The sequence below is a fragment of the Rothia sp. (in: high G+C Gram-positive bacteria) genome, from assembly GCF_015265375.1.
Taxonomy (GTDB): domain Bacteria; phylum Actinomycetota; class Actinomycetes; order Actinomycetales; family Micrococcaceae; genus Rothia.
This window is the reverse complement of sequence record NZ_JABZXW010000019.1, coordinates 20,709-33,315: the sequence shown is the minus strand read 5'-3', so window position 1 is coordinate 33,315 and position 12,607 is coordinate 20,709. Positions and strand designations below refer to the sequence as shown.

Sequence of the window (12,607 nt, the reverse complement as noted above, 5' to 3'; positions counted from 1 at the left end):
GAAGAAGTTCTTCGTTTTTTCCTCCTCGCCGCGGCGACTCATACAACTATACAGACCCCCAAACAGCCCTGCAACCCGAAATAGGGTGAAGTAGGACACAAATATGGGGGTTTAGGTTCATTCTGACTTGAACAGAGCACTAAAACCCCTAGTCAACGCAGGGTAACCCCTTCAAAATTTCTTCAAAAAAAGTTTAAAAAGCCTCAAAAGAGCCCTAAAATCCCCTAAAGCTCCCCCACCCCGTATGGAAGAACCGAATAAAGGAGGGGAGAAGAGATAGAAAAGGAGGGCACCCCCCTCACGGGGGCGCCCTCCTTGTTCAAGCTACAGAGCTACATGCCGTAGCCCGCTAGCTTCAAACTCTAGTTCGCGGTAGCGCGACGACGGGACACATCGTACAGAGTGATGCCCACAGCCATCGCCGCGTTCAAAGACTCCATTGCCGAGTCAATCGGAATCGACACAATCTGATCGCAGTTCTCGGTCACCAGGCGGGACAGGCCCTTGCCCTCAGAACCAACCACCACGCACAGCGGCTCATTCGCAAGCTCCAGAGCCGGCAGCTCAATATCGCCACCGCCATCCAGACCAATCACGAAAATACCCTGCTCCTTAGCCTGCTGAATCACACGAGTCAGATTAGTCGCCATCGCAACAGGAATACGAGCAGCCGCACCGGCACTAGTCTTCCACGCACCAGCAGTCACAGCAGCCGAACGACGCTCAGGAATAATCACGCCGTCACCGCTGAACGCGGACACGCTACGAATAATCGCACCCAGGTTACGCGGATCAGTAATACCATCCAGCGCAACAAACAGCGGCGGGGTCGACAGCTTACCCGAGTGCCAACGCTCCATAGTATCCAGCACCAGGTCGGTAGCATCCGGGTACTTGTACGGAGGAATCTGCATCGCCACACCCTGGTGCACCGCACCATCGGTCAGACGATCCAGCTCGCTACGCGGAATCTCCAGCATCGGAATATTGCGCTTATTCGCAATAGTCATAATCTCGCGGACGCGGTCATCCACCTCAATGCGGCTCATAATGTACAGGTGCTTCGAGGGAATCTCAGTACGAAGAGCCTCAAGCACCGCGTTACGACCAGTCACCAGCTCGTCGCTAGCACGCTTACCGCCCAGACGAGTCTGGAACTTACGGTTCGTACCGGTAGCAGCACGACGCTCAGCCGCGCGCTTCATCTTATACGCCTTGTGATAAACGCGGTCCTCAGCCTTCGGAGTAGGGCCCTTACCCTCAAGCGCCTTACGGCCGTGACCACCAGTGCCCTTAGTAGCACCCTTCTTCTTGCTGGTAGCGCCCGGGCGCGAACCTGCCTTAGCCATTCTTCTCTTCCTTCGTCAAAGTTTTGAATACGAGTCTACGCGAGAGAACCCGCGCGACCTAAGCCTTGCGCACAAACGCGGGGCACATCACCCTCTAGCCGACACTCCAAGTCGAACCATTCGCGCCATCCTTCACCTGCACGCCAGCAGACGCCAACAGATCACGCATCGCATCAGCCTTCGCCCAATCCTTCTGAGCGCGAGCGTCCGCACGTTCCGCCAACACAGCCTGAATCAGCGCATCCAAAGCCTCATGCTCAGCACCCGAAGTGCCCTCAGCATTAAAGCTCATCAGCTGAGCCAGACCCAGAACCTCAGCCATAGCCATCACGGCGTTAGCCGCATCCGAAGCATCCTCACCAGCAGCAAGCGCAGCATTACCCGCGCGAGTCTGCTCATGCAGAACCGCCAGAGCACGCGGAATGTTCACGTCATCATCCATCGCCTCAGCAAAAGCCTCCGGAACCTCACGACCCGGCTTCAGCACATCCTGAGTAGCAGCAAGGAACGCCTCAACACGCTCAATAGCGGTCGCCGCCTCCTGCAGAGACGAGGGACGGTAATCCAGCACCGAACGGTAATGCGCGCTACCCAAGTAGTAGCGAACCACCAGCGGACGAGCCATTTCAAGCATCTGCGCCGGCGAAATCGTATTACCGATAGACTTCGACATCTTCTCACCCTCATAGGTGACCATGCCGTTGTGCATCCAGAAGTTCGCGAAATCATCACCGGCAGCAGTCGACTGCGCCAGCTCATTCTCATGGTGCGGGAAACGCAGGTCCAAACCGCCACCATGAATATCAAAACGCGAACCCAAGTACTTACCCGCCATCGCCGAGCACTCCAGATGCCAGCCCGGACGGCCGCGACCCCACGGGGACTCCCACGAAGCAGTCAGCGGCTCGCCCTCCTTATAGCCCTTCCACAGGGCAAAATCGCGAGGGTCACGCTTACCGCGCGGATCAGCATCCGCAGAATCCTGCATATCCTCAACGCTCTGATTCGTCAGTGCGCCGTACTTGTCCCACGAACGCACATCAAAATACACGTCACCAGAATCATCCAACGCCGGGTACGCGTGGCCACGATCAATCAGACGCTGAATCAGAGCAAACATCTCCGGAATATGGCCGGTCGCGCGCGGCTCATACGTCGGCGGATCAATACCCAACGCCGCATACGCCTGAGCAAAAACCTTCTCAAAACGGTACGCGAGCGCCCACCACTGCTCATTCGGGAACTCACCCTCAAAACCGGGCTCCATAGAATCAGCAGACTTCGCCAAAATCTTGTCATCAATATCAGTGACATTGCGGACCGTCGTCACCTTCAGGCCGCGGTAGCGCATCCAGCGGCTCAGCTGGTCAAACACCAGCGCCGAACGGATATGGCCCAGGTGCGGTTCGCCCTGCACCGTAGCGCCGCAATAGTAGATACGCGCCTCACCGGGCACGACGGGCTCAAACTCGCGAATAGTCGCGGAAGCTGAATCATAAAAACGCATAGTCACACTCTCATTTTACGGGGTCGGTTCAGACACCGGGTCGGTAAATCAGCGATAGGTTACAGAATGGTTCAAAGCAACCAAACACCTACGAACGCGGATACACCAGCGCCGTCGCAATAGCAGCCACGCCCTCACCGCGGCCCGTCAAACCCAAACCATCAGTAGTCGTCGCAATCACCGTCACCGGGGCACCCGCCGCCTCGCTCAGCACGCGGTTCGCCTCCTCACGGCGCGGAGAGAACTTCGGGCGGTTACCCACCAGCTGAACGCTCACATTACCAATCTCAAAACCAGCCGCACGCACAATCGCCGCAGCCTCAGAAAGAATGCGAACACCCGAAGCACCCTTCATATCCGGGCGGTCCACACCAAAGTTCGAGCCCAAATCCCCCGTACCCGAGGCGGCGAACAGCGCATCAGCGGCAGCATGAGCCACCACATCACCATCAGAATGGCCGCTCAAACCACGCTCACCCGGCCAATGCAGGCCAGCAATATACAGAGGAGTGCCCTCCTCACCGAAAGCATGGACATCAACACCGGTACCAACACGAGGAATAACAGTCATTACAGGACCCTTCAATCGAACAAAAATCTTCTCAGCGGCAGTGCCCGCCCCACTACAGAGGCAGGTATAGGAGGCGTTAGGCGGCAGGATTAGGAAGCAGAATCACCAAACAGCGCGCGAGCAACCCGCAAATCCATCGGAGTCGTCACCTTAAACGCATCCGCATCACCGGCAACCGTCAGCACCGGCTCGCCCGCCGCCTCCATAGCCATCGCATCATCAGTCAGCAGCTCCGCTTCCTCGGGCGGCAGGGAACGGCTACGCTCATGCGCCGCCAACAGGGCAGCCACCTCAAAACCCTGAGGAGTCTGCACCGCACGCATCTGCGCACGCGAAGGAGTACCCGTCACCAGGCCGGCAGAATCAACGGTCTTCACCGTATCCACCACCGGCAACGCAGGAATCACCGCACGCACAACGCCCTGCGGGCTCTCAGAACCCAGGCCCTCAAGCACACGGTGGTACACCTGCGGCGGCGTAAACGCACGAGCGCAATCATGAATCAGCACATAATCCACCGGAACCTGTGCATCCTTCAACGCATCCAACGCCGCAACCACCGAAGCAGTACGAGTATCACCACCGGCGGTAATCAGCGCGCCGGCACGGCGGGCATCCTCCAAAAGCTCCGGGCAGCTCACCGAACAATCAGCAGGAACAGTCACCACCACATGCTCAGCAACACCCGAAGCGAGCGCACCCTCCAACGCATAATCCAGCAGAGTACGACCATGCACACGCACAGCAGCCTTTGGAATCGGCTCACCCAGGCGAGTACCCGAACCAGCCGCCAAAACAATCACAGCAGTATTCGCCGCAGAAGCAGAAGTCATCAGTCTCTAGCCCGCCTACGCCTCGAACTTATAGCCCAAGCCGCGAACCGTCACCACATACTGCGGAGCAGAAGAATCCGGCTCAATCTTCGAACGCAGACGCTTAATATGCACATCCAGGGTCTTCGTATCGCCCACATAGTCGGCGCCCCACACGCGCTCAATCAGCTGGCCGCGAGTCATCACACGGCCCACATTGCGCAGCAGAATCTCAAGGAGCTCAAACTCCTTCAGCGGCATAGAAATCTCTTCACCATTAACCGTCACCACATGGCGGTCAATATCCATACGCACCGGGCCGCCCTGCAGCACCGACTCAGTAGCAGAATCAGTCTCCGCCGAACGACGACGCAACACCGCACGGATACGAGCAATCAGCTCACGCGCAGAATACGGCTTCGTCACATAATCATCAGCGCCCAGCTCCAGACCCAGAACCTTATCCAGCTCAGAATCCTTAGCGGTCAGCATGATAATCGGGACCGAAGACACCTCACGCAGCTTACGGCACACCTCCATACCGGACATGCCCGGAAGCATCACATCCAGCAGCACCAGGTCCGCACCCTCGCGGTCAAACACCGGCAGAGCATCCAGACCGTTATCTACAACAATCGTCTGGAAACCCTCACGACCCAGCAAAAACGCCAGGGGATCCGAGAGGGCCTCTTCGTCCTCAACAATCAGAATTTTAGACATCAATAACTTCCTTCGATTCCATAAAACCTATACCGCTAACACTACACTGCGACCGGAGCCTCATTCAGCGGCAACGCCAACGTAAACGTCGAGCCTTCCTGCGGCATCGACCGAACCGTCACGCTACCACCGTGCTGAGTCATCACATGCTTCACAATGCTCAAGCCCAAACCAGTGCCGCCCGTCTGACGCGAACGAGCCGGATCAACCCGGTAAAAACGCTCAAAAATACGCTTCTGCTCGTCCTCCGGAATACCCACGCCCTGATCAGCAACCTCAACCAGCAGCTGATCAGCCACACGGTGCACCCAAATATCCACCTTCGTATGCTCCGGCGAATAACGCACCGCGTTCTCCACCAGGTTCTGCACAGCAATACCGAGCAGCTCGGCGTCACCATACACCTCGGGAACCTCCTCGATGCGGGTAGAAATCTGGATGTCCTTCTCCTCCGCCACAATATGCGAACGATCCACCGCATCAGCCACTAAAGAAGGCACCGACACCGGACCACCACGCGCAATCACATCGGTCGACTGCAGACGCGAAAGCTCAATAATGTCACGCACCAGCGCAGACAGGCGGCGAGTCTCCTTATGCAGACGACCCACAAAATACTCAATCGCCTCAGGGTCATCACTCGCCTGCTCAATAGCCTCAGCCAACAGGCTCACCGCACCCACCGGAGTCTTCAACTCATGCGACACATTCGCCACAAAATCATTACGCATACGCTGCACACGAGAAATTTCAGTACGGTCATCAGCCAGCACCAGAATGTACTCATCGCCCAGCGACGCAACACGCACATCCAAGACCAGCGCCTCACCCTCACCGCGGTCAATCTCAAAGCTACGCTCCACAAAAATACCGCGATGACGCACCGTGCGAATCATATCCGCCAACTCATCAGACGCCACCGTATGGCCACGCACCAGACCCATCGCATAAGCACCCGGAGAAGCCTGAACCACGCCGCCCACCTCATCAATCACCAGGTAGGCGCGACCAATCACAGCAAGCACCTGAGCGGCACCATCACGCAGCGCCGGCGCCGACACCAAGCTACGCTCCTGCTCCCGCTCACTACGCGCCACCGCGTTCATGCTCAGGACGCCCACCAGCAGACCTATCATGCCCGCAATAAAGGCGATCAGACCGGCATCCATGTACTTCCCTTCTGTTCGGGTACCCCACTCAGTATAAATGTGGCTGATACCCAGCGTTCAGGCGAGCGCTCTTCTTCTCAGGCACGCGCTCCGTGCAGAAACCTTGCAGAGAACGCAATGAGCCGCCCACCTTACCGGTGGACGGCTCATCACAATGACAGGGGCTAAACCCTGCCGAAGGTATTACTTACCCTGGTTTGCTACGGCAGCAATAGCGTCCTTAGCAGCCTCGGGGTCCAGGTACTCGCCAGCCTTGACGGGCTTGAAGTTCTCATCCAGCTCGTAGTACAGCGGAATACCGGTGGGGATGTTCAGGCCAGCAATGTCCTCATCGGAAATACCCTCGAGGTGCTTGACCAGCGAACGCAGGGAGTTACCGTGTGCAGCAACCAGAACGGTCTTACCTGCTGCGAGGTCGGGCTTGATGTCCGACTCCCAGTAGGGAAGCATACGGCCCAGAACGTCCTTCAGGCACTCGGTGCGAGGAGCGTTCTCAACATCCGCGTAGCGGGGGTCGTGTGCCTGCGAGTAGGGGTCGTTGTCATCCAGCGGGGGCGGCGGAACGTCGTAGGAACGACGCCAAGTCATGAACTTCTCGTCGCCGTATTCCTCGCGGATTTCGGACTTGTTCTTACCCTGCAGAGCACCGTAGTGACGCTCGTTCAGGCGCCAGGTGCGCTTGACGGGAATCCACAGGCGGTCTGCTGCATCCAGTGCAAGGTTTGCGGTGTTGATTGCGCGACGCTGCAGGGAGGTGTGAACAACATCGGGGAGGATGTTGCGCTCTGCCAGCAACTCGCCGCCGCGCTTAGCCTCAGCGCGGCCCTTATCGGTCAGGTTAACGTCCACCCAGCCGGTGAACAGGTTCTTCTCGTTCCACTCGGACTGGCCGTGGCGCAGGAGTACTAGTTTGTAAGTCATACCTCTATTTTTTCATTTACCCGCCGGTTTGTCATGCCTTAAGGCATAGAAAATATGCATTCTCCCAAAAATTTATAAGGGTCTTTTCTACCAGAAGAGGAAGGGTAAAAACCGCGCCAAGACGCGGCAAAGCCCCGCACACCATCCGACCGGGACAAACCCGCCAGAAGGCACGCGAGGCCTCACACTCTATCGCTCAAAGCGAGCGCACAAGCTGCACTAGAAACGGCGGCGACCCACCGAAGGCCACACACCAGCCAGGAACACGCAGCTAATCACAGCAGCAACCAGCTGAAGAATCAGCACAGTATTACCGCCGCCAGTCACCGCAGCAAAAACGCTAAACAGCGACACCGCAGCAGAACCACCGGTCAAAGCCAGCCACGTGTTCTTCGGACGCTTACCGGCAAAATCGTAAGCATTAGCCGGAGACATCCACGCACGCACAAACGCCAGCACACCAACCACAGCAGCTGCAATAGCCAGCAGCGTATCAACAAAAGTGGTCACGTACCAGACCAACAGAATAGGAGACATAGTATTCCTTAGAATCAGCAGCTTCTCTAGACAACCCTAGCAAAGTGCCTAGCGGACAACCTTAAAGGCCTCAACCAAGTCATTGTAAAGGTCATCAACGTTCTCAATACCCACCGACAGGCGCAGCAGCGACTCCGGAATCGAATCCGGCTCGTTACCGTGGCGACGACGACGCTCCACGAGGGACTCCACGCCACCCAGGGAGGTTGCCGGGGTCCACAGCTTCAGCGCCTCCACGACATTACGGGCACCCTGAGCGTCCGTATCCAGGGTGACGCAGAGAATCGCGCCGAAACCGTCCATCTGCTTCTTCGCAACCTCATGGCCACGGTCGCTCACCAGACCCGGGTAGCGTACTTCGGTCACGAAGGGGTGCTCGCTCAGACGCTCAGCCAGTACCTGCGCGTTCTGCACCGCACGCTCCACGCGCAACGCCAGGGTGCGCAGGCCGCGCAGACCAAGCCACGCCTCCACGGGGCCGGGGATCGCACCGTTGGTGATGCGGTGGTGCAGCATCGCCTTGTACAGCTCTTCATTCGAGGTGAGGGTCATGCCCAGCAACACATCCGAGTGGCCCGCCAGGAACTTCGTTGCGGAGTGAACCACGACGTCAGCACCCAAATCCAGGGGACGCTGCAGAATCGGGGTCGCGAAGGTGTTATCCACCGCGGTCACAATACCCAGGCGGCGGGCAGCAGTCAGCAGGGCAGGCAGGTCAGCGACCTCAAGCATCGGGTTGGTGGGGCTCTCCAGCCACGCCAGGACCTTCGGTGCCGAGTAGTTCACGTTCTCGGGGGTCACGCCAGCGCGGGATGCGGCATCCTCCATAGCGGCGATAACGCTCTCGGTGTCTTCAATGTCCACGCGAACCAGTTCGATGATGCCGCGGCGTTCCAAATCCTTGCACAGGGTCACCGACGCCATGTACGCGTGCTTCGGAATCAGCACAATGGAGCCAACCGGAACCAGGTCAATCACGGCAGCGACAGCAGCCATGCCGGAGGGGAACAGCAGACCCGGCTGGGATGCGTTCTCCAGCTTCGCCACAACCTCTTCCATTCCCTCCCAGGTGGGGTTCGAGAAGCGGGCGTACACGCGGTCCTGCTCAATATTGACGGCGTCCACACCGCGGTAGGTGGAAGAAAGAACAATCGGGGGGTTCACCGGCGCGTCATGCTCGTGTGCCGGGCGGCCGCCGGAGACGACGAAGGTCTCGGCGGAGTAATTCATGTCGTGGTTATCTGCAGTCATGCCTTTAAGCCTGGCACACCCACGCCCAGAACGCACGCCCACGCCGGTGACGGTACACAGGATTTACATGTTTTTTACCTGTAAGCGCACTCAACGCAGTTCGGACCCGTCGCCGAAGCCACACTGAGGATTTGGGCAGACCCGGTACCCTTAAGAAGTGATGGATACTCTCAGCTACACCCCCGATGCCCAGAATCTTCCCGCCGACCCGACCGGTCGCCGCGGGCTTTTTATCGTGGTCGAAGGAGGCGACGGCGCCGGCAAAACCACCCAGCTCACCCTACTGAATGAGGCACTACGCGACCGCGGATACCGTGTCATCACCACCCGCGAACCCGGCGGCACCGAGATTGGCGAAAAGCTGCGAGCGCTCGTCCTTGAGGCAGGTCAGGGCACCATTGACGACCGCACCGAGGCACTGATTTTTGCGGCGTCCCGCGCGGCGCACGCCTCCCAGCTGATTCGTCCCGCGCTCGCTAAGGGCGCCATCGTACTCAGCGACCGCTATATTGACTCTTCTGCTGCCTACCAGGGCGTAGGCCGTGATCTGGGCGTTGAAACCATCGTCGATTTGAGCCGCTGGGCCACCGCCGATCTGGTACCCGACGCAACCCTGCTGTTGAGCGTACCGCTAAGCGCCGAGCAGGAACGCATGGACCAGCGCGGCACCGTCGACCGTATTGAGGCTGAAGGCGCGGCGTTCAAAGCACGTATTCACGGTGCCTTCGAGCAAATTGCCCGCGAGGACGCTAACGGCTCGCACCGCATCATTGACGGTGTGGGCACGATTAATGAGGTGCACGCGCGCGTGCTCGAGGTGATTGAACCGTTGCTCGCCGCCCGCGAGCTGGTCCGCACCGGCAAGGAGGACTCATGAGCCTCTGGGATACCCTGCTGATTCCCGCCGATAAGCTCCAGCAGCTATGCGCAGACGCCGCCGCTGACCGTCCCACGCACGCTTGGCTGTTTACCGGGGCGACCGGCGCGCCTCACCGTGAGGCGGCAAAGGTCTTCGCGGCGGCTCTGCTGTGCGAGCAGCCCGACCCACAGAACCGCGGATGCGGCCAGTGCAAGGGCTGCGTGACCGTCATGAACGGTTCGCACGCAGATTTCACGCACTTTAGTACCGAGGCGACGCACATCAGCATTGATGAGGCACGCGAGCTGGTCATGAAGGCTCAGGACCGCCCGACCGTGGGTCGTTGGCGTGTGATTCTGGTCGAGGACACTGAGCGCATGCCGGAGCGTACCTCCAATGTATTGTTGAAGGCGATTGAGGAACCGCCGCCGCATACGATTTGGTTGCTGACGGCGCCCTCCCCCACTGACGTGCTGGTGACGATTCGTTCGCGTTGCCGTCCGGTACAGTTGCCGGTTCCGACCGATGCGCAGGTGCACGAGTATCTGCTGGCGCACGGCGTGGCTGACCTGCTGGCGCAGCGTGCGGCGCGCCTGTCTCTGGGCGATGCGCAGGAGGGGTACCGTTTGGCGACCGATGAGCAGGCGATGGCTCGTCGGGAGTTGATTACCTCCCTGATTCTGAATGTTCGTTCTATTTCTTCGGCTTTCAACGCCGCAGAAAAGCTCACCGACCTTGCCGATCAGGACGCGCAGGCTGTCTCCGCTCTCAAGGATGAGCAGGAACGCCAGGAGCTGCTGGCTCTGTTGGGTATTCGTGAGGGTGAGCGCGTTTCTCCGTCCTTGCGCGCGCAGGTTCGCCGCCTAGAGGAGCCGCAGAAGCGCCGCGCTAAGCGCGTTTCCTCGGATACGCTGTTACGTTCTGTGGCTCAGGTTCAGACGGTTCTGCGTGATGCGTTGACGGTGGCTCTGTCTGCGCAGGCTCCGCTGATTAATGAGCATTTGCGCGAGCCTCTGGAGGCGTTCTGCACCCGCCGCTCCGCCCAGCAGCTACTGGAGGATGTGCAGGCGGTCGATTTGACTCTGCGTCGCCTGAAGACAAATGCGAATGCGCGTCTGGCGCTTGAGGCGTTGATGAGCCGTTTCGTGTACTAGAAACGCTCGAACAAGCGTCTATGAATCTTCAATACAACACAAAATGGGGAGGCACCGAAGAGATATTCTTCGGTGCCTCCCCTTTTCTATAGACTCTAAAAGTGCCTAGAGGTTAGTTGCGGAAACCGTGAACCGGCGACGGAATACGACCGCAGCGGGCGATGAACGCCTCCGCGCTGGGGGTGTGGGTCGGCATGACGGGTGCTCGACCGAGCAGGCCGCCAAATTCGACCATGTCGCCTACGCCCAGGCCAACCGCCGGGATAACGCGGACCGCGGTGGTCTTGTGGTTCATCACGCCGATTGCTGCCTCATCGGCAATCATTGCGGCGAGGGTGGAGGCGGGGGTGTCGCCCGGAACCGCGACCATGTCCAGGCCGACGGAGCAGATGGCGGTCATTGCTTCGAGCTTGTCGAGGCTGATGTGTCCGGCTGCGGCGGATTCAATCATGCCGATATCCTCAGAGATCGGGATGAAGGAGCCGGAGAGGCCACCGACGTTCGAGCACGCCATGAGGCCGCCCTTCTTCACCGCATCGTTGAGCAGTGCGAGTGCCGCAACGGTACCGTGGGTACCGACGGTTTCCAGACCCATTTCCTCGAGGATGTGTGCGACCGAGTCGCCAATCTCTGCGGTGGGTGCCAGGGAGAGGTCGATAATGTTGAACTGCACGCCCAGGCGTTCAGCGGCGAGGGTGCCGACCAGCTGGCCAACGCGGGTAATCTTGAAGGCTGCCTTCTTGATTTCTTCTGCGCAGGTGTCGAAGGATTCGCCGCGGACCTTCTGCAGGGCGCGGTGCACCACGCCGGGACCGGAGACACCCACAGAGATGGTGGTGTCTGCCTCCTGCACGCCGTGGAATGCGCCCGCCATGAAGGGGTTGTCGCTGACGGCGTTTGCGAAGACGACGAGCTTGGCGCAGCCGAAGCCGTGGGAGTCCGCGGTCAGGTCTGCGGTGGCGCGGATGGTCTCGCCCATGAGCTTGACTGCGCTCATGTTGATGCCGGCGCGGGAGGAGCCGATGTCTACGGAGGAGCAGACCACGTCGGTCTCTGCGAGCGCTCGCGGGATGGAGCGGATCAGCTTCTCATCGGCGGGGGTCATGCCCTTGTCGACGAGGGCGCTGAAGCCGCCGACGAAGTTCACGCCGACCGCCTTCGCAGCCGCGTCGAGGGTGCGGGCGAATTCTACGTAGTCCTCATCGTTGGAGGCGCCTGCCACCAGCGCGATGGGGGTGACCGCGATGCGCTTGTTGACAATCGGGATACCGAGCTCGGCCTCGATGCCTTCGCAGACGCTGACGAGGTTTGCGGCGCGGCTGGTGATCTTGTCGTAGATTTTGCGGCGGGCTACCTCACCGTCAGAGTCGGCGCAGTCGAGCAGGGAGATGCCCATGGTGACGGTGCGAATGTCGAGCTTCTGCTCCTCGATCATTCGGATGGTTTCAAGAATATTGTCATTCATCATGGTGGCCGCTTAGATGGTGTGCATTGCCTTGAAGATGGATTCTGCCTGGATGCGAATCTGGACCTTCTGTTCGTGCTCAACACCAACCATGGCTTCCTGCAGGTCGATGAGGTTCTGCTGCTCTTCGTCGAAGGAGCAGTGCATGATCATGGTGAAGAATTCGCCCATGATGGTCTGGGAGACGTCGAGGACGTTGACCTTGCGCTCGGCGAGGGTTGCGGTCACGGCGGCGATGATGCCTTCGTGGTCGATGCCTGTGACGGTGAGGATGATCTTCACAGTGTTCTCC

13 protein-coding genes are annotated in these 12,607 nt (G+C 59.1%); 2 read left to right on the top strand and 11 right to left on the bottom strand.

Annotation, left to right across the window (positions count from 1 at the left end; genetic code table 11):
• Positions 1–362 precede the first annotated feature (362 nt).
• The 9 genes from rlmB to HXO69_RS04050 form a co-directional block, all read right to left on the bottom strand.
• A complete protein-coding gene (rlmB, locus tag HXO69_RS04090; RefSeq protein WP_070593018.1) occupies positions 363–1,349 on the bottom strand; it encodes a 23S rRNA (guanosine(2251)-2'-O)-methyltransferase RlmB in 987 nt (328 codons plus the stop codon).
• Between the two features lie 94 nt (positions 1,350–1,443).
• Positions 1,444–2,862, bottom strand: a complete 1,419-nt coding sequence (gene cysS, locus HXO69_RS04085; RefSeq protein ID WP_296545457.1) for a cysteine--tRNA ligase — start codon at positions 2,860–2,862, stop codon at positions 1,444–1,446.
• Positions 2,863–2,944: 82 nt separating this feature from the next.
• Positions 2,945–3,427: a 2-C-methyl-D-erythritol 2,4-cyclodiphosphate synthase gene (gene ispF / locus HXO69_RS04080; protein WP_049354501.1), complete on the bottom strand. Its 483-nt coding sequence runs from the start codon at positions 3,425–3,427 to the stop codon at positions 2,945–2,947.
• Between the two features lie 89 nt (positions 3,428–3,516).
• Positions 3,517–4,260 carry a 2-C-methyl-D-erythritol 4-phosphate cytidylyltransferase gene (gene ispD, locus HXO69_RS04075; RefSeq protein WP_296545455.1) on the bottom strand — a complete coding sequence of 248 codons (744 nt, stop codon included), beginning with the start codon at positions 4,258–4,260 and terminating at the stop codon, positions 3,517–3,519.
• 15 nt (positions 4,261–4,275) lie between these two features.
• Positions 4,276–4,959, bottom strand: a complete 684-nt coding sequence (locus tag HXO69_RS04070; protein ID WP_005507150.1) for a response regulator transcription factor — start codon at positions 4,957–4,959, stop codon at positions 4,276–4,278.
• Positions 4,960–5,000: 41 nt separating this feature from the next.
• Complete coding sequence (locus tag HXO69_RS04065; protein WP_296545454.1) at positions 5,001–6,128, bottom strand: cell wall metabolism sensor histidine kinase WalK; 1,128 nt, start codon at positions 6,126–6,128, stop codon at positions 5,001–5,003.
• A 183-nt stretch (positions 6,129–6,311) separates the two neighbouring features.
• Positions 6,312–7,049 (bottom strand): phosphoglyceromutase, encoded by a 738-nt coding sequence (locus HXO69_RS04060; RefSeq protein WP_049338203.1) that lies wholly within the window; start codon positions 7,047–7,049, stop codon positions 6,312–6,314.
• 219 nt (positions 7,050–7,268) lie between these two features.
• Positions 7,269–7,586 carry a DUF2516 family protein gene (locus tag HXO69_RS04055; protein ID WP_049338204.1) on the bottom strand — a complete coding sequence of 106 codons (318 nt, stop codon included), beginning with the start codon at positions 7,584–7,586 and terminating at the stop codon, positions 7,269–7,271.
• A 48-nt stretch (positions 7,587–7,634) separates the two neighbouring features.
• Positions 7,635–8,837 (bottom strand): PLP-dependent aspartate aminotransferase family protein, encoded by a 1,203-nt coding sequence (locus tag HXO69_RS04050; protein WP_294642462.1) that lies wholly within the window; start codon positions 8,835–8,837, stop codon positions 7,635–7,637.
• A 160-nt stretch (positions 8,838–8,997) separates the two neighbouring features.
• On the opposite strand from HXO69_RS04050, the gene tmk reads away from it, so the two are divergent.
• Positions 8,998–9,714: a dTMP kinase gene (tmk, locus tag HXO69_RS04045; RefSeq protein WP_296545451.1), complete on the top strand. Its 717-nt coding sequence runs from the start codon at positions 8,998–9,000 to the stop codon at positions 9,712–9,714.
• A complete protein-coding gene (locus tag HXO69_RS04040; RefSeq protein WP_296545449.1) occupies positions 9,711–10,850 on the top strand; it encodes a DNA polymerase III subunit delta' in 1,140 nt (379 codons plus the stop codon). Before tmk ends, HXO69_RS04040 begins: the two co-directional genes overlap by 4 nt.
• 112 nt (positions 10,851–10,962) lie before the next feature.
• On the opposite strand, the gene HXO69_RS04035 is transcribed toward HXO69_RS04040, so the two are convergent.
• Both HXO69_RS04035 and HXO69_RS04030 read right to left on the bottom strand, forming a co-directional pair.
• On the bottom strand, positions 10,963–12,318 hold the full coding sequence (locus tag HXO69_RS04035; RefSeq protein WP_294458489.1) for a PFL family protein: 1,356 nt from the start codon (positions 12,316–12,318) through the stop codon (positions 10,963–10,965).
• A 9-nt stretch (positions 12,319–12,327) separates the two neighbouring features.
• The gene (locus HXO69_RS04030; protein ID WP_005507158.1) at positions 12,328–12,597 is read right to left on the bottom strand and encodes an ACT domain-containing protein; all 270 of its coding nucleotides are present in this window, start codon (positions 12,595–12,597) and stop codon (positions 12,328–12,330) included.
• Positions 12,598–12,607 lie beyond the last annotated feature (10 nt).

Bases quoted from the DNA above. Each gene is read 5' to 3' on its own strand.
- rlmB (WP_070593018.1), bottom strand. From the start codon at position 1,349: ATGGCTAAGGCAGGTTCGCGCCCGGGCGCTACCAGCAAGAAGAAGGGT.
- ispF (WP_049354501.1), bottom strand. From the start codon at position 3,427: ATGACTGTTATTCCTCGTGTTGGTACCGGTGTTGATGTCCATGCTTTC.
- ispD (WP_296545455.1), bottom strand. From the start codon at position 4,260: ATGACTTCTGCTTCTGCGGCGAATACTGCTGTGATTGTTTTGGCGGCT.
- HXO69_RS04070 (WP_005507150.1), bottom strand. From the start codon at position 4,959: ATGTCTAAAATTCTGATTGTTGAGGACGAAGAGGCCCTCTCGGATCCC.
- HXO69_RS04065 (WP_296545454.1), bottom strand. From the start codon at position 6,128: ATGGATGCCGGTCTGATCGCCTTTATTGCGGGCATGATAGGTCTGCTG.
- HXO69_RS04060 (WP_049338203.1), bottom strand. From the start codon at position 7,049: ATGACTTACAAACTAGTACTCCTGCGCCACGGCCAGTCCGAGTGGAAC.
- HXO69_RS04055 (WP_049338204.1), bottom strand. From the start codon at position 7,586: ATGTCTCCTATTCTGTTGGTCTGGTACGTGACCACTTTTGTTGATACG.
- HXO69_RS04050 (WP_294642462.1), bottom strand. From the start codon at position 8,837: ATGACTGCAGATAACCACGACATGAATTACTCCGCCGAGACCTTCGTC.
- tmk (WP_296545451.1), top strand. From the start codon at position 8,998: ATGGATACTCTCAGCTACACCCCCGATGCCCAGAATCTTCCCGCCGAC.
- HXO69_RS04040 (WP_296545449.1), top strand. From the start codon at position 9,711: ATGAGCCTCTGGGATACCCTGCTGATTCCCGCCGATAAGCTCCAGCAG.
- HXO69_RS04035 (WP_294458489.1), bottom strand. From the start codon at position 12,318: ATGATGAATGACAATATTCTTGAAACCATCCGAATGATCGAGGAGCAG.